The 16,157-nt window shown below is 62.2% G+C and carries 13 protein-coding genes; 6 read left to right on the forward strand and 7 right to left on the reverse strand.

Translation table 11 applies throughout. From position 1 onward, the window contains the following. The 7 genes from AC3WJM_RS18975 to AC3WJM_RS19005 form a co-directional block, all read right to left on the reverse strand. Nucleotides 1–1,166, reverse strand: a 1,166-nt coding sequence (locus AC3WJM_RS18975) for an AMP-binding protein (protein ID WP_492272650.1), incomplete at its 3' end; no start/stop codon positions are given. Nucleotides 1,167–1,419: 253 nt separating this feature from the next. Beyond that, complete coding sequence (locus tag AC3WJM_RS18980) at nucleotides 1,420–2,379, reverse strand: 2-hydroxyacid dehydrogenase (RefSeq protein WP_492272651.1); 960 nt, start codon at nucleotides 2,377–2,379, stop codon at nucleotides 1,420–1,422. Then, a complete protein-coding gene (locus AC3WJM_RS18985) occupies nucleotides 2,376–3,575 on the reverse strand; it encodes a pyridoxal phosphate-dependent aminotransferase (protein ID WP_492272652.1) in 1,200 nt (399 codons plus the stop codon). Before AC3WJM_RS18985 ends, AC3WJM_RS18980 begins: the two co-directional genes overlap by 4 nt. 304 nt (nucleotides 3,576–3,879) lie before the next feature. Next, a complete protein-coding gene (locus AC3WJM_RS18990; RefSeq protein ID WP_492272653.1) occupies nucleotides 3,880–4,950 on the reverse strand; it encodes a hypothetical protein in 1,071 nt (356 codons plus the stop codon). A 418-nt stretch (nucleotides 4,951–5,368) separates the two neighbouring features. Further along, the gene (locus AC3WJM_RS18995; RefSeq protein ID WP_492272654.1) at nucleotides 5,369–6,628 is read right to left on the reverse strand and encodes a four-carbon acid sugar kinase family protein; all 1,260 of its coding nucleotides are present in this window, start codon (nucleotides 6,626–6,628) and stop codon (nucleotides 5,369–5,371) included. Nucleotides 6,629–6,940: 312 nt separating this feature from the next. Further along, a complete protein-coding gene (locus AC3WJM_RS19000) occupies nucleotides 6,941–8,275 on the reverse strand; it encodes an MFS transporter (RefSeq protein ID WP_492272655.1) in 1,335 nt (444 codons plus the stop codon). A 386-nt stretch (nucleotides 8,276–8,661) separates the two neighbouring features. After that, nucleotides 8,662–10,080: an MFS transporter gene (locus tag AC3WJM_RS19005; protein ID WP_492272656.1), complete on the reverse strand. Its 1,419-nt coding sequence runs from the start codon at nucleotides 10,078–10,080 to the stop codon at nucleotides 8,662–8,664. Nucleotides 10,081–10,396: 316 nt separating this feature from the next. Between AC3WJM_RS19005 and AC3WJM_RS19010 the strand changes: the two genes are divergently transcribed. The 6 genes from AC3WJM_RS19010 (at nucleotide 10,397) to AC3WJM_RS19035 (ending at nucleotide 16,113) form a co-directional block, all read left to right on the forward strand. Beyond that, nucleotides 10,397–11,386 carry a PDR/VanB family oxidoreductase gene (locus AC3WJM_RS19010; protein WP_492260658.1) on the forward strand — a complete coding sequence of 330 codons (990 nt, stop codon included), beginning with the start codon at nucleotides 10,397–10,399 and terminating at the stop codon, nucleotides 11,384–11,386. Between the two features lie 8 nt (nucleotides 11,387–11,394). Continuing rightward, the gene (locus AC3WJM_RS19015) at nucleotides 11,395–11,832 is read left to right on the forward strand and encodes a cupin domain-containing protein (protein WP_492272657.1); all 438 of its coding nucleotides are present in this window, start codon (nucleotides 11,395–11,397) and stop codon (nucleotides 11,830–11,832) included. Nucleotides 11,833–11,958: 126 nt separating this feature from the next. Next, complete coding sequence (locus AC3WJM_RS19020; protein ID WP_492272658.1) at nucleotides 11,959–13,116, forward strand: aromatic ring-hydroxylating oxygenase subunit alpha; 1,158 nt, start codon at nucleotides 11,959–11,961, stop codon at nucleotides 13,114–13,116. Between the two features lie 136 nt (nucleotides 13,117–13,252). Further along, complete coding sequence (locus AC3WJM_RS19025) at nucleotides 13,253–14,227, forward strand: D-2-hydroxyacid dehydrogenase (RefSeq protein ID WP_492260655.1); 975 nt, start codon at nucleotides 13,253–13,255, stop codon at nucleotides 14,225–14,227. Nucleotides 14,228–14,274: 47 nt separating this feature from the next. After that, complete coding sequence (locus AC3WJM_RS19030; RefSeq protein WP_492260654.1) at nucleotides 14,275–14,703, forward strand: cupin domain-containing protein; 429 nt, start codon at nucleotides 14,275–14,277, stop codon at nucleotides 14,701–14,703. A 363-nt stretch (nucleotides 14,704–15,066) separates the two neighbouring features. After that, nucleotides 15,067–16,113, forward strand: a complete 1,047-nt coding sequence (locus AC3WJM_RS19035; RefSeq protein WP_492272659.1) for a HoxN/HupN/NixA family nickel/cobalt transporter — start codon at nucleotides 15,067–15,069, stop codon at nucleotides 16,111–16,113. The last annotated feature ends 44 nt before the right edge of the window (nucleotides 16,114–16,157 follow it).

Below are 16,157 nucleotides of genomic sequence, written 5' to 3' on the forward strand. Positions count from 1 at the left end.
CACTTCATGAACGTCCGGATCGCCGTCGGGGCGGTGTACAGGATGGAGACCTTGTACTTCTCCACGATTTCCCACCAGCGGCCCTGGTGCGGGGAATCCGGGGTGCCCTCGTACATGACCTGGGTGGCGCCGTTGACCAGCGGGGCGTAGGCGACGTACGAGTGGCCGGTGACCCATCCGACGTCGGCGGTGCACCAGAACACATCCGTCTCGGGGTGCAGGTCGAAGACCGCCTTGTGCGTGTACGCGGTCTGGGTCAGGTACCCGCCGGTGGTGTGCAGGATGCCCTTGGGCTTGCCCGTGGTCCCGGAGGTGTACAGGATGAACAAAGGGTGTTCGGCGTCATGCCCGACGGCGGTGTGCTCGCCGGAGGCGGCGCCGACCGTGTCCTCCCACCACTGGTCCCGGCCCTCGTGCCAGTCCACCGGTTCGCCGTTGCGCTTGACCACCACGACGTTCCGGACCGAATGGCCTTCCTTGGACAGGGCCTGGTCCACGGCCGGCTTGAGCGGGCTGGGCTTGCCGCGCCGGTACGTGCCGTCGGCGGTGACCACGAGCTTGGCCTCGGCGTCATCGATCCTCGAGCGCAGGGCGTCGGCGGAGAAGCCGCCGAACACCACCGAATGCACGGCCCCGATCCGGGCACAGGCCAGCATCGTGATCACGGCCTCGGGAATCATAGGCAGGTACACGGCCACCCGGTCACCCTTCGCCACACCGAGCGACTCGAACGCGTTGGCGGCCTTCTTCACCTCGTCGGTCAGCTGCGCGTAGGTGTAGGAGCGGGTGTCGCCCGGTTCGCCCTCGAAATGGATGGCCACCCGGTCCCCGAGCCCGTTCTCCACGTGCCGGTCCAAGGCGTTGTACGCGGCATTGACTTGCCCGCCGACGAACCACTTCGCGAACGGCGGGTTGGACCAGTCCAGGGCCTCGGTGAAGTCCGTGTCCCAGTCCAGCAGTTCCCGGGCCTGCCTGGCCCAGAACGCGGGACGGTCCGCATTGGCTTCCGCATAGACTTCGGCGCCGACTACCGCGTTGGCCGCGAACTCAGGGGTGGGCGCGAACTTCCGGTTTTCGTGAAGAAGGTTTTCGAGGGCGTCGCCGTTGCCTGCCCCGTCGGATCCGGGTGCAGCGGTGGTCGTCGATCCATTGGCGTCCTGGGACATGTGAACCTCATCATTCATCGATCTAAAAAAACTGAATCCAAAAGCGTGAAGGTGGAGCAAGAGCCCAGCCTGGCGTCCGCCCCTCAGATACACGGGCGGCCTGCCCAGGTGCATTCTGCGCGGACGATGTGTCGACGTTGACGTGGAGCCTAGGGGCCTGCGACCTCCTTCGCGGCGGGATGAAGGACTGGCTGCAGACTCAGCAAGCTCGCCAAAAGTGCGACACGGTCGGCCGGTTGGCCTTTCATTGCTGCTAGTTGATCGGTGCGGGTGGTTGTTCGCCGCTGAGCACGGCGAGGGCGTTGTCGGCGGCGAGCATCGCCATTGCGGTACGCGTCTCCACTGTCGCGGAGCCCAGGTGCGGCACGAGCACCACGTTCTCCAGGTCAAGCAATGCGGGATGGACCTGGGGCTCACGCTCGAAGACGTCCAGCCCGGCACCGGCGATGACGCCCTCGCGGAGCGCGGACGCGAGGGCCGCTTCGTCGACGATCGGTCCGCGCGCGGTGTTGACGAGGAACGCCGAGCTCTTCATCGCCGCGAGTTGTTCGGCGCCGATCAGATGATGCGTGGCGGGCCCGTACGGGCAGTGCAGCGAGACGACGTCGGACACCGTCAGCAACTCCTCGAGGTCGACCCGCCGTGCGCCCAGCTCGGCGGCGATCACCGGATCGAGCTCACTGCGCGACTGGTAGACGATGTCCACGCCGAAGGCCTTGGCCCGGCGCGCGGTCGCCTGCCCGATGCCGCCCATGCCGACGACGCCGAGGGTCTTGCCCTGCAGGCTGGACCCGAGCAGGAAGAACATCCCCCACTTCCAGGCCTGGCCGGAGCGGATAAGCCTCTCCCCCTCACCCAGCCGGCGGGTCGCCATGAGGACGAGGCCCATGGCGATGTCGGCGGTTGCCTCCGTAAGCACCCCTGGCGTGTTGGTGGCCACGATGCCCCGTTCCGTACAGGCGGGGACGTCGATGTTGTCATACCCCACGGCCACGTTCGCGACGACCTTGAGCTGCGGGCCGGCGGCGTCGAGCAGCTCGGCGTCGATGCGTTCGGTGAGCAGGCTCACCACGGCGTCTGCCCCGGCCACCCGGTGCAGGAGCTCCTTACGGCCGATCGACTCCGAACCCGTCCATGCATCGACCTCGTGCTCGGCGCGAAGCTTCTCGATTGCGGTTTCGGGTATGCGTCCCGTGACGACTACCCGGTTCATGCCGTCTCGATCCACTCGCGCAGGAGGCCCAGGCCTTCGCTGATATCCGGCACCTCGATGCCCGAGTAGGCGAGTCGTATGTACTGCCGCTGCTCACCGGGCAGGCGGCGGCCGAAGTGCTCACGCGTGCAGAAGGAGACGCCGGTCTTGTACAGGGCATCGGTGGCAAAGTCTCCGACGGCCGTGTATCCCATGCGCTCCATCGCCTCGGTGACATCGGGGAACAGGTAGAACGTCGATTGCGGCACGGCGACGCGCACGCCCGGGATGGAGTTCACGAGCTCGCAGGCAGTGTCCCGACGCTTCTGCAGGACGTCAAGCATCTGCTGCACGGATTCCTGGGGGCCGCGGAGCGCTTCGACGCCGGCCCACTGCACGTAGTGCGTCGTGCACGACTCGTCGTTGGTGTTGAGCGTGCTGAGCACCCTGGCGATCTCGAGCGGTGCAACGGCGCAACCGAGACGCGAGCCGGTCATCGCGAACTTCTTGCTGAATGTGTACAGGATGACGGTGCGCTCGGCCATGCCCGGAAGAGATGCGATCGAGCTGGAAACGCCCTCGTAGCGGGTCTCGAAGTAGGCCTCGTCGGAGAGCACCCACAGGTCGTGCTCCTGGGCGAGCTGCGCGATGGCCTCCCGCTCGCCCGCCGTCGACTCCGCCGAGATGGGGTTCTGCAGGTCGTTGTAGATGATGGCGACCGTGTTCGGAGTGATTGACGCGCGGATCTGGTCGAGGTCGATCGCGAAGCCCGTGCTCGTGGGCACGTAACGGTACGGCACGGCCGTGCCGCCAAGGTACTCGATCTGCGATTCGTAGATCGGGAAGCCGGGGTTCGGGTACAGCACGTCCTGGCCGGGGTTCATGACCGCCTGCAGGAACTTCGTGATGACGGGCTTGCCGCCCGTCATCACAACGACGTTGTCCCGGGAAAAGTCGATGCCACGGCGCGAGCCAATGTCCCCGGCCAGCGCTTCGCGCAGCTGCGGGATGCCGGGGCCGGGGCAGTAGCCCGTGTAGCCGTCCACGATGGCCCGGTTCATTGCTTCCACGATGTTCCCGGCCGTGGGGATGTTGATGTCACCAAGATGGAAGGGGAACACACGGTTCCCCTTCGCCTTCCAGGCGGCCGCGGCCTGGGCGACGCTGAAGGCGGTTTCGGTGCCCAGGCGTTCGAGCCGGTGCGCGAGTTGCTGCATGCTGTTCACTCCTCGTTGAGTTGGAAAAAGATATAAGTAAGAATCAAGCCGGGAACTGGGTGCCGCGGATCCCCGGTCCCAGTGGGACCGGCAACATCGGCGTCCGTGGTCGTGTGGGCGAGAAATTGAACCTTCCATCACCCAAAGGACCTCGCACGGTCATTCCGGGTTGCGAAGGAGCCAGCGTTCTGCTTGGCCATCGCTTCCCGAATCAGAGAGGGCCTTGGCCGTCTTCAGTTGGCTTGAGTATGTCCGTCCCGATCCAGCGGGGATCAAAGAATCCGTTCCCGGGATCGGATAGTCCTCATGCAAGGCTCGGTGTTTCGGCCGCTGCCGCAGCCGCGATTGCCTCGTCGGAAACCTCGATCCGGAAGCCGCAGGTTGCGTCGCCGCGTGTCTTCAGCGTCTCCCAGCGCACCACCGTGCCGGGCAGGTACGTGTTATACAGCGTGGTGTGTAGCTCGACATCGTAGAGGTAGCCGAACTTCTGGCCCTCAGCTCCGAACTGGCTCCACGCTGCAGCGTACGGGCACCACGTGCACTCCTGCTTCCAGGTATTCGGCGTCAGCGTGCCCTCTTTCTTCCACTGCCATACGGACACAAGGGGTCCATCCCAGTTGTCCATCTCGGTCTTGATGTTCAGCGGAAGCCCCCGTCCCAGATGATCGGCTCGAAGAGCAGCACCGCGTTCCCGCCCAATGGCGCGTACCGCGCTGCGGACACTCATCTCTCCCGAGGCGTCGTAGGCGGCGAAGATGGAACGAGCCAGGAAGAAGTAGAGAGCACCGTTATGAATGGAGGACTGACGAATAAGCTCGATTGCGCGAGCCGGAGTCGCGAAGCCGGCTTCAGCGTCACTCAGCGAGGCTGCCGCGTCCTCGATCTCCTCACCCTCGAATGCGACCGTCCAGGTCCCGTCCCCCTCCCGGCCGGCGTGCGCCGTCAACCCGCCGAATTCCTCAGACACGCCCTGCAGGGTCCATTCCCAGAAGTCGGACAACCAATCGCCTTGTTCGTGCTGCTCGAAGTAGGACAGCTCCGGTGGCGCGGACATCGTCGCAGACACCCTGTTCGAACTGTGGTCGACGCAGAATCCGGCATCAACGCTGAACATGAGAAAGTCCGCACACTCCCAATTGGCGAGCCACGACGTCGGCGTATCGCCGGCGACGACAACGGCGGACTGAGTCCTGTTCGTCATGGCCCGCCAGCGGCCGTACTCGACCAGACCGGACTTGATCGCGGCGGTGGCCTCGGGGCCAAGCTCGCGCTCTGCAGTCTCACGCAGGTTGCGGTAGAAGACCGACTGCTTGTGATACACGTCCCTGAGCGTGTCCAGCAGCCCTGACTTACCGAAGTTTTCGTTGAATCCCATGTTCGTGTTTCGTCCATATCGGTTTTGAGGCGGTTGATTCGGTTGTCGCTGTGGCGATGAATTGCCCGGTCCACTGAATCCGTGGGGTTCCAAGCTTCCAACAGCCGACCACCGGCGAGGAAGGACACCTGGCTGGAACATTCACGGGCGAAGTCAAGTTCGTTTGAGGTGCGAGCCGGTCGGGCCTCGAAGTGCATGTGGTAGTTGACGGACCCTCATCAACTACTATGAAAGCTAGAATACTAGCTGGCATCTGTCAATGGCAGGTCTGTGCCAGCCCGAGAATACGCGTTTGCCCATGCCGCGTGCGACAGCACGCAGCGGATCCAAAACTGGCTGGCATTGCGCCATATGTTTACCGCTCTGCGGACAACATATCGGCCCTCACGGAAACGGAGTTGCTCCGCCCATGACCCCATCACACCGGATCAGGGACCAAGATGTTCAACGCCTTGAGGACCCCTACCAGCGTGTCCGGTCCGCCGACATTTCCGGGCACCACAACATAGAGAATCTCGCGACCTGCCCGGTCCGTCATTTGCCACACGGAGATGCCGGGGAGGACCTGGCCAAGGACGAGGGCTGATTTGGATCCGATGCCGGTGCGGGCGACTTCGGCGGAGGTGATGCCGCCTTTGGCGACGACAATATTGAAACCCGGCAACAGCGACCGAACCGCCGTCGTAAGGGCAGTCATAACGTTTTCGCCGTGAATGAGGGTGTTGTGCTCGGGGAAGCGTTGCCTTTCCGTGGTGAGGATTGCGACAGGCTTCCCATCGAAGGCAAGCCTCGTGGCCTCGGCGGATTCCAGGCCGGCGACAGAGGGAGCATCGAGGGCAGTCGCAGTGTGGATGACGGCAGGATTTCCCCACGAGGCTTCGATTGGCTTCAGCTGGGAGGTGGCACCTTGAGTGTGGGAACCGCAGACTATGAGAACGCGTTCGGCGAAGTCCACAATCGGGGTCGGGAGCAACCGTGTACTGGCAACGCCGGCCAGCTCTGCTGCAAGTGGGGCCGCGGATCGGACTACAACATGTCGACCCATCGCGGTCACGGCATCGACGGCTTTTGCGATGTCGGAAATATCCCCTGCGTTAGCAGCGTCCGGGACGATGACGGAACCCGCAGGAGCCTCAGCGATTATTTGCGTGAGTTCGCCGTTTCGAACCTGATCGGCAGTGACGAGGACCGGGGTGCGCGAGGATTTTTCTGCGACGTATTCGGCAAGGATTCCACTCGAGAACGCAAAGACCGGGTCTTGGGAGTATTCGGTCTCGTGGGCGGGAATGTCCTTGTCTTCGATACGGACGTAGTGGATGCCGTCACGCGTTGTACGGCCGCCTTCGGGAAAAGCGGGCACGAAAAGTATGACGGCATCGTCGCTGAGGAAGACCTCGGTCTCAGGAAAGACGTGGCCCCGAAGGGTCGAATCCCCTCGCAGGACAAACCGGACTTGCTCCCCGAGACGCTCGGCAGCGGATTCTCCGTCGTTTTTGATCTTGCGTGCGAGGGCAACGGCTTCTTTTTCGGAGAGTGCGCGGCTATTGGTTTGAACGTAGACGGACGGCGCCGCCTGAAGGGCCTTTGTGAGCAGGTCGGTTGTGCTGTCGAAAAGGACGGTGACCCCGGTTGCGGACTGGGTCCCTGTGGGGTCGTCGTCAAGAACGATGGTCTTCATGTTCTTCCTTGTCAGCCATTGCGGTGTTTCGGGGCACAAGAGCTCTTTTGCGGGGCTACGCATCGCGGACCTCCGTCAGCGGCTCTGAATCCGGTCCGCAGTGGCCGAAACTTATGATGAGTCTTGGCCTGCGTTGGCGGGAAAGGTTTCCCGGTGGATTCTTCTTTTTCTCGGGTGTTGACGCGGGAACCCGGCGGCCATCAGTGAGTCGTTGCACTGATGGCCGCCGGGTTGATCCGGGCCAGGTGGTACGTGACTGCCGTTAGTCCGTGCTGAGCCGAGGGGTGGTAAAGGAACCAGCTCCTCGTCTGCTCAGGCGTTGGCTTCCAGCACGTCGTCCCGTGTGTCGAGGACCGGGAGCAGGGTCTTGTCTTCCTTTGCAAGGAAGTCGAACGACTTACTGCCGATTCCGAAGGCGGCTGCGATTCCGCCGACGCAGATGACGGCGAAGTAGATGCCGGTGACCAGGAGGCTTCCTCCTGATGTCGAGCTGATCCAGGTCGCGATGAACGGTGCGGTGCCGCCGAAGATCCCGTAGGCGATGTTGTAGGACAGCGCCCCGGCCGTGCCGCGGACCTTCGCAGGGAACAACTGCACACACGCCAGGCCGGTCATGACGGCGTTGGCGCCCAGGCATACGGCGAAGACCGCAACGATGAAGCAGGCAGCCACGACGTCGACCTGCTGGAACAGCAGGAACGCGGGGATCGCCCAGATGCCCATGACGGCCATTGAGGTCACCGCCACCCGCTTCATGCCGATCTTGTCGATGATGGGTCCGGCGATCAGGTTCACGGTCAGGGCCACCACTGAGGTGACCACGCCGGTCAGCAGCGACTGGGTTGGAGTGAAATGCCGTGTGCTGGTGAGATAGGAGATCAGGAAGGTGACACTGAGGGAATAGCCGATCGAGCAGGCCGTGGCCCAGCCAATCATGATCAGCATGTTCTTCTTCGCGATCTTGAAGGTCTGCCTCAGCGGAGCGGGTTCGACTTCACCGGCTTGGAGCATCGCAGCGAAAACAGGTGAGTCTTCAACGCGAAGGCGCAGGTACAGGCCGAGGATGGCGAGCGGGGCGGCCGCGAGGAACGGTATGCGCCAGCCCCATTCAAGCAGCTGCCCGGATGTGGTGACCGAGGTCATCAGGATGCACACCAGGGACCCGAGGACAAACCCTCCGTAGGATCCGGCCACGGCAATGCCGGCGAATCGGGCTCGCTTTCCAGCAGGGGCGTGTTCGACAACGTACGTCAGTGCAGAGGTGTATTCACCGCCGGCAGCGATGCCCTGAACGAGCCGGCACACGAGAAGCAGCGCAGGCGCCAGAACACCGACAGCGCCGTACCCGGGCAGCACGCCCATGGCGATGGTCGCGGCGCTGATGAGGCCGACCGAGGCGATCAGTGACTTCCTCCGGCCGATCTTGTCAGTGAAACGGCCGAAGACAATGGCGCCCAGCGGCCGCGAGAGGAAGCCCACGGCGAAGACCGCGAACGTCGAAAGCAGGGCTGCGGCGGGGTCGGTCTTGGGGAAAAACAGTGCGGCGATCGTGGTGGCGAAATAGCCGTACAACACGAAGTCGTACCATTCCACAACATTGCCGATGGTACCGGCAAACAAAGCCTGCCGTCGGGTGCGGGCATCCATGGGTCCTCCTGAAGCGGATGTGACGATCCCACCTCCCCTTCGAGGGGAACCGGCAGTCACGGGTGATTGGTTACGAACGGGGTCCGGATCAATAACGAGTGGAAGAGATCAGGATTCTGATCAATCTGAACCAGAGCCACGCGCTGACACTTCTGCGGTCGGCGGTAGTGCGGGCACTGTCACTTCATTGCTGATTGGACCTGAATGTGGTCCTCGGAAGAGTCTTCAAATCGGTCTTCTCCCGATTGTGTGGTCTGCAACACAGCTTTGTTGCGTACAACACAAGCTAGAATACTAGGTGGAATGTGTCAAGGTTTTTGTTCAAACTCCTGGTACCCGCACTATTTGGGCGGGCACCAGGAGATCAACGCTCGGATCCTATTCATCTAGGCAGAACCGTGAAGATCGTGCGGATTGGGCTCAATTTCATCCTCGACGTGCAGGCCTGCCCAGGGTGCGGAAACGAGCCTTCCCGGGCCTCCCCATGGATCCCCTGGCAATCCCGGACTCGCCGGGCACTGCTGAGGGGCCGGATCCCGCCATCGATGGATTGAGCGCCGTACCGTGCGCAGGCGAAAGGCCAGCCAGGTTGCGACCAGCAAGGTGGCACTTCCCGGAAGGAGGCCGGCCAGCAGCATCCCCGATTGAGGACCGAAATGTTGATCGATCGTTCCCAGCACCGGTCCACCGATAGCAATACCCAGGAACCAGACCGTCATGTAGATGCTCATGACCCGCCCCCGAATGCTGCCATGGGCGGCCATCAGCACGGTGGAGTTGCATGAGGCTTGCAGCAGCAAAGTGAACGCCCCGACGCCCAGCAGGAGTATGCAAAAGAGGGGCAGATCCGGTACGACGGCCGAGACGATGTAAAGCACCGACAGCAGTCCCCCGAACAAGGCGAGCCTTCGCAACCGCGTGTGGGATTGCTTGGCCGAAATAAGCGTTCCTCCCAGCGCGCCGACGGCCACGATGGTAGTAAGAAGGCCGTAGCCGCCTGGGCCCGATTCGAAAACAGATCTGGCATAGACGGCCAGGGTTACCGGCAGATTGGTGGTAAACATGCCGAACAGGCCAATGAGGATTGTCGGCCAGAGGACATCCGGCCGCCTCATTGCGTACCGCAGACCTGCATTCAGCCGCCCGCGTTCGTGGCCGCTTGGCAGCGGGCTGCGTAGCTCGCCGGTGCGCAGGCGGACCAGGGTGACAAGCGGCACCGCATAGCAGGCCGTGGCAGCGAGAAGGGTGTCGCCGGGGCCAATCGAAGTGATCAGCAGCCCCGCCGTTGCCGGGCCGATCAGTGCCGCGAGCTGCGCGCACGAAAACGTCAGGCTAATGGCTCCGCGGACATGCGCAGGTTCGACAGTCTCGGCCACCAAGGGGTGGAACGCCGGGAACCCGAAGGCCATGACAATACCGATTCCTGCCATGATCAGCTGCACTTGCCACACCAGCACCGTGCCGGACAGTGCAAGACCTGCGAGGAGGGCGGTACTCAACACCCACCCAACAAAGTAGGAAAGCAAAATCCGGCGTTTTGGATAGCGGTCGGCCATCACTCCCCCGGCCACTCCGAAAAACACCGACGGCACATATACCAGCGCGCCGGTCAGCCCGACGCTCGCGGCACTGCCGGTCAGGTTGAGCACCAGCCAGCTCTGCGTGGTGAAGAGCATCCACCAGCCGGTATTGGCCAACAGAAAACCCAGCGCCAAAAGGCGGAAATTCCGCGAGCTCAATGCGATGAACATTCCGCTCCGCCCAGTGACGGAACCGGGCTGTTGCGGTTCGGTTGGCAAGGCCATGTAGTCCACATCATTTCGTTGACGGTCGCGACGCCCCGGGAACCACCTGCAAAGCACATGCCTCATCGTGGCGCCAGCAGCAAATCTTGTTGGATAAACCTTCCCTCATCTTAGCCCTTGACATGTGATCTCACAGGTTTATAGTTAATTTCATCCAATCGGAACCGGGATCCAGCTACACGCAGGCTGCATCCCCGGCACGGATTGCGGCGCGGGGGCCTACCAGCCTTGTTGGACCGCACCCCCAACTCAGAAACCAACCGAAGGCCAAGACCATGAAATTCTCGAAACACTGCACAGCTAAGGCGGTCGTCAAATGGCGGCAGTAGCGGCTATCGAAAAGAAGACCGGCCGCCGGACGCTCCTCGTCGAGAAGACGGCCCAGGAAGCCAGCGCAGTCCTGAGCCTGACCCTGGTGGACCCGGACGGTTCCGAACTCCCTGCATGGGCCCCTGGAGATCACATCGATCTGATCCTGCCCAGCGGCCAGGTCCGCCAATACTCCCTGTGTGGCTCCCTTGAAGATCCACACAGCTACCGTGTGGCGGTACTCCGCGTGGACACCGGCCGGGGCGGATCAGTCGAGGTTCACGACTCAGCCCTTGAGGGCAAGACCATTGACATCCTCGGGCCCCGCAACAACTTCGCTCTTCACCCTGCGCCGGCCTACGTGTTCCTCGCGGGCGGAATCGGTATCACGCCGATCCTGCCGATGATCCACGCGGCCATCGCCAGCGGCACACCGTGGACGCTGTATTACGGTGCACGGACCCTCGAGCACATGGCCTTCCTGGACGAACTGGCCCAGCTCGACCCGAAGAATGTACACGTTGTGCCACAGGACGTCCACGGCATCATCGATCTTGCCGCGATTACTGCGGCCGGCCCGGACGGCGCCCAATACTACTGCTGTGGCCCTGAACCGATGATCGCAGCAGCCGAAGCCGCTTGCGCCGCCTCGAACCCGCCCCGTGACTTGCATGTGGAACGGTTCGGAGCGCAGCCGACGACGGCCCTTCCTGAGGATCCGGCGAACAACGGTCAGTTCGAAGTCGAACTCGCCAGGTCCGGAAAGACCCTTACCGTTCCTCCCGAACGCACCATCCTGGAAGTCGTCCGCGAAGTACTTCCCGGGGTGCTGTCGTCCTGCGGGGAAGGCTATTGCGGCACCTGCGAAACAAAGGTGCTCCGCGGTGAACCCGATCACCGCGATGACTACCTCGAAGAGGACGAGCGTGCGGCCGGCACCTCGATGATGATCTGCGTCAGCCGATCGCGGTCCTCCTGCCTTGTCCTGGATCTCTAGGACACCGGGTGTACGAAAAGAAGCAAGTCAACGGAGAGGGCACCATGCCGGAAACAGCGCCATCCCGCCCCGGAGTAAGCGGAGAAACAGAGTTCGCGTGGTTACCCCCGGAAACCGAAGAATGGAAGCCTCAAGGCAAACTCGGTCTGCAGGTCACGAACGTCCACGGCGATCCCACCCGACCGGGCATCTATGTAATCCGTATCAAATGGCCACCACACGTGATGAGCCTGCCGCACAGCCACCCCGATGACCGGCACGTCACCGTTCTTTCCGGAACCTGGTTTGTCGGTGCCGATGACGATTTCGATCCGGCCAAAAGCCGCGCGCTGGGACCTGGCAGCTACATGATTCAGCCCGCAGGAGCCGTGCATTGGGACGGATCCAAAAACGCAGAGGCCGTCATCCAGATTGCCGGCTACGGACCGACCGATGATTTCCCGTAGTAATTCCCGGCGTCCAGACCCCGGAATCCCTTCGGCGCGAGACCCGCATCGTCCCGTCTGCGCCCTCAGCCTTCACCAACCGATTTCATGTCTTCCGCTGCGGAGACTCATTAGGAGGAATGTCAGATGACTTGCACACCCACAGCAGCCGGCTTCCAGCCCCGGACCAATCAAATCGACGAATCACGACGCGCAGCCGTGACAGAAGCTCTCGGGCGCACGCTGGAGAGCCGCACGCCTCTGACCCCCGAGTTCTACACTGACCCGTCGATCTTTGACCTCGAGATGGAACTCATCTTCCACCGGGAATGGCACTACGTTGGACACACCGACCGGATCCCGAACCCCGGGGACTACTTCACAACACGGGTCGGTCGCATCCCGGTGCTGATCGTCCGAGGCAAGGATGGACGACTAAACGCCTACGTCAACGTCTGCCGGCACCGCGGCCACGAAGTAGCCCAAGGGGAGGGCAACGAACGCACGCTGCAATGCCACTTCCACGCCTGGACCTGGACCCTCGACGGGGAACTACGCGGCGCGCCCAAGTACGACCCGGAAGCCGGCTTTGACAAGGCGAACTTCCCGTTATTCCGAGGCGCCATCGAGACCTTCGGTCCGTTCATCTTCGTGAACTTTGGTGAGAACCCTGAGCCCTTCAGCGCTTCGCCGACCTTCGGTCAAATTACCGAAAATTCGGAGTGGTTGAACCATGACTTCAGCGCTTTCCAGCTGACGGACCGCTGGGACCACACGGTCCAGGCCAACTGGAAACTGATCCTGGACATCAGCGTCGAGTGCTACCACTGTGCGTCAGTACACCCGGAGTATGCCAGCAACTACGAGACCGGCGAAAATTACCGGATCGATCTGTTCAAGGACTGGCAGCTCCACATCAGCCCGCCCAAGGGGCAACTCGACAACCTCAAAGACGCGAACTTCATCTACCACCTGTGGCCGCACACGCAGTTCTTCATCCAGGGCCCCATCATGAACATCGTGAGGAACATCCCTCTGAGCACCACGACCACGCTGAAGGAAATCCAGGCACTGGCCCTTCCTGGCACGAGCGAGGAGACCATTGCGGCCCGTAAGGCAAGCATCAACCTCGCTCTGGAGCAAGACTACGAGGGCGGAGAGTCCGTGCAGAGCACCATGCCTGCCGGCTTCTTCGGCGGGGCTCCCCTGTTGAAGGACAAGGAGCGCGGTCTGATCTGGGCCCAGCAATCCATGTACCGGGCCTTCGCCGGCCATGAATGGGACGGAACCGACAACACCCACTGATGCAAACCCTGCAGAACAGTGCCATGAAGCAATCGATCGCTCGATCATCAACCACACTGACAACATTTCTCTCCCTCAGCCACCCCCGCTGAGCAACCAAGACAGGAAACAACGGATGCGTCGCATAAAAATTCATATGGAGAACGTCGGCTCTTTGCGGGAGGTCTACGACATCACGCCGGAACGCGTCAAGACCGCGCTGGAGCCATACGGTGATCTCGCCGACCACCTGGACATCAGGATCGGCACTGATTCGGACTTCGAGGAAGTCCTGCAAGACACCGAGGTACTTTACGGCTCCCTGATGGGCCGGGAACTGCCCCGTGATCTGCTGGCCAAAGCACCCAACCTGAAATGGGTCAACTACATCGGCGCTGGAATCGATCACCTCCTCCCTCTTGACTGGCTACCTGAGGGTGCCGTTCTCACCAAGAGCTCCGGTGCGCACATGCCCATCGCCGCCGAGTACGGACTCATGGGCCTTCTCATGCTCAACACGTTTGTGCCCGCCTACACAAGCAACCAGCGTGAGCACAAGTGGGAGCGGTATTTCGCCACACCACTTCAGGGCAAGACCCTCGGTGTTATCGGAGTCGGCCACATCGGTGCTGCCATCGCCGGGCTGGCACAACAGCACGGCATGACGACCCTCGGTGTCCGCCGCACCGGAGAAAGCCACCCGAACATTAACGAAATGTTCGGCCCGGACGGAATCGACACGGTACTGCAGCGTTCGGACTACATCGTCCTGGGAGTGGCCTCCACCGACCAGACCCGTGGCCTGCTCGGCCAGCGCGAACTGCAACTGATGAAGCCCGGCGCCGGCCTGGTCTCCTACGCCCGCGGAGACGTTATCGACTGGGATGCGCTCCGCGAGCAACTGACGAACGGGCACCTCAGCGGCGCAGTAGTCAACGGCTTGCCTCAGGAACCGCTCCCGGAATCATCTCCACTGTGGGACACGCCAAATCTCGTCATAACGCAGCACACCGGGACCCAGGACGATGACCAGTACATGATCCAGTGCCTGGACATCCTCTTCCGGAACATGCGCCGCTACATCGACGGCGAACCACTTCTGTTCCAGTCCGATCCGACCATTGGCTACTAATGTGCCCCGCAGCACCCATTCAACCCTACGAAGGACCAGGAGATACCATGTGCGGTGAAACCAACCACGCCGTCAGCGGCAAATGCGAGTTCGTCACCCTTCAACCCGGAACGGAGGAGTGGACACCTGCCTACGAATACGGCATCAACGTCATGAACGTCCACGGCGACCCCCACGAACCCGGTCTCTACGTGATCCGGATCAAGTGGCCCCCGAACGTGATGAGCCTGCCACACCACCACCCTGAAGACCGGCACATCACCGTACTCTCCGGGACCTGGTACGCAGGAACCAGCGAAACCTTCGACCCCGACACCGCCGTCGCCATGGCCCCCGGAAGCTACATGTTCCACCCGGCAGGTGCAGTGCACTGGGACGGATCGAAGGACGAAGAAACAGTAATTGAGATCGTCGGATACGGCCCAAGCCAGCTGATCCCCCTGGTGAAGGGTCCCCGCGAGTTCTCCCGGGTATAAGCGCCACAGCTGGGTTACTGGAAACCGATCACTCCGGAATATCCGGTCCCGCACAAGATGGCCCGCGTCATCCCCCAAACGGATGCACGAAGTGTCTTGTCAGATTCGAGTGATCCGAGCAAGCTTGCCCCTGTCAGCGATTGCTGCCAGGGGCAAGCATCGTTGAGGTCCGGATCCAATCGGACAGACGCATTGCATCACGCTTCACCGGTTTACATAACAACCGACGGCGGGTGCCGCCCTGAAATGTGTGTGGGATCCGGGGTCAATGCACCCAGGAAATCAACGAATTGCCGGGCCCCTGCATTGGCCTTCCGGGAAGCTATGGTTCGGGCAGGAACTCTTGAACCTAAGGAACTATTGATGACGACGTTGACCGAGTTCGCCGCTATGTACCGGGAGCGCGACACACTGTCCTTCCGAACCCGGCTGCTCATCACGTTAGGTGCCGTGGTCGCTTTGCATGCCGCCGCCGTCGTGCTTTTGCTGCTGGGTGCGGCGGGAAGCGCGCCATTGGCTCTTGGCCTGGTGGTCACGGCGTACGTTGCGGGTATCAAGCACAGCTACGACTGGGACCATCTTGCCGCGATCGACAATTCCACCCGGAAGTTCGTTGCGCAGCGCAAGGATCCGGTGAGCGTGGGGTTTGCCTTCAGCCTGGGACACAGTTCCGTGGTGGTGCTGGCCGGTTTGCTCGTGGTGGCTGGTACGACGATGATCGGGCAGTTCATGGAGGACGGCAGCACCGGCAACAAGATCCTGGGCTTGATCGGCAGCGGCGTATCGGGCTTGTTCCTGCTCGCGATGGGGTTGTTCAACGGATCGGCGTTCGTACGTGCGGCGCAGGTTTACCGCACGGTCCAGGCAGGCGGAAGCCTGCGCGACGAAGACCTCGAGGTAAAGGGATTCGTGGCAAGGCTCCTTTCCAAGGCGCTGTCCAAGGTGGAGCGGCCACGGACGATCTACGTGATCGGCTTCCTGTTCGGCCTGGGGTTCGACACCGCCACAACCATCGGGCTGCTGGTCATCACCGCGACGGCGTCCTTCGCCGGAGTCTCGCCCCTGGCCTTGATGGCGCTGCCCCTTGCGTTCACCGCCGCGATGACCCTGTGCGACTCGGCCAACGGCGTAGCCATGATGAAGATGTACAAATCGGCCATCCACAACCCGCAGCGCAAGCTTGGGTTCAACGTCGTGATCACGGGCATCTCCGCGATCTCGGCACTGTTCATTTCCGTGATCACGCTCGGCGGATTCATGAACGCAGCCTTCGACCTGGAAGACCCCGTCACGACCTGGCTCGGCGAAATCGAACTCGGCGACGCCGGCCTGATTCTTGTCGCCCTGCTGCTGCTGGTCTGGGCAGTCTCAGCATCGCGGAGCCGGAGGGGGCGCAAGGGAACAGCCTGAGGAGGCGATGTCGCCCAACGCCCTTGAATATGCGCTGTCCAGGA

This window comes from Arthrobacter sp. FW306-1B-G06A (assembly GCF_058781765.1).

Excerpts from the sequence above, each read along its gene's own strand:
- AC3WJM_RS19005 (WP_492272656.1), bottom strand. The coding sequence starts at position 10,080 with ATGGCCTTGCCAACCGAACCGCAACAGCCCGGTTCCGTCACTGGGCGG.
- AC3WJM_RS19025 (WP_492260655.1), top strand. The coding sequence starts at position 13,253 with ATGGAGAACGTCGGCTCTTTGCGGGAGGTCTACGACATCACGCCGGAA.
- AC3WJM_RS18985 (WP_492272652.1), bottom strand. The coding sequence starts at position 3,575 with ATGCAGCAACTCGCGCACCGGCTCGAACGCCTGGGCACCGAAACCGCC.
- AC3WJM_RS19000 (WP_492272655.1), bottom strand. The coding sequence starts at position 8,275 with ATGGATGCCCGCACCCGACGGCAGGCTTTGTTTGCCGGTACCATCGGC.
- AC3WJM_RS19010 (WP_492260658.1), top strand. The coding sequence starts at position 10,397 with ATGGCGGCAGTAGCGGCTATCGAAAAGAAGACCGGCCGCCGGACGCTC.
- AC3WJM_RS19035 (WP_492272659.1), top strand. The coding sequence starts at position 15,067 with ATGACGACGTTGACCGAGTTCGCCGCTATGTACCGGGAGCGCGACACA.
- AC3WJM_RS18990 (WP_492272653.1), bottom strand. The coding sequence starts at position 4,950 with ATGGGATTCAACGAAAACTTCGGTAAGTCAGGGCTGCTGGACACGCTC.
- AC3WJM_RS19020 (WP_492272658.1), top strand. The coding sequence starts at position 11,959 with ATGACTTGCACACCCACAGCAGCCGGCTTCCAGCCCCGGACCAATCAA.
- AC3WJM_RS18995 (WP_492272654.1), bottom strand. The coding sequence starts at position 6,628 with ATGAAGACCATCGTTCTTGACGACGACCCCACAGGGACCCAGTCCGCA.
- AC3WJM_RS18980 (WP_492272651.1), bottom strand. The coding sequence starts at position 2,379 with ATGAACCGGGTAGTCGTCACGGGACGCATACCCGAAACCGCAATCGAG.
- AC3WJM_RS19030 (WP_492260654.1), top strand. The coding sequence starts at position 14,275 with ATGTGCGGTGAAACCAACCACGCCGTCAGCGGCAAATGCGAGTTCGTC.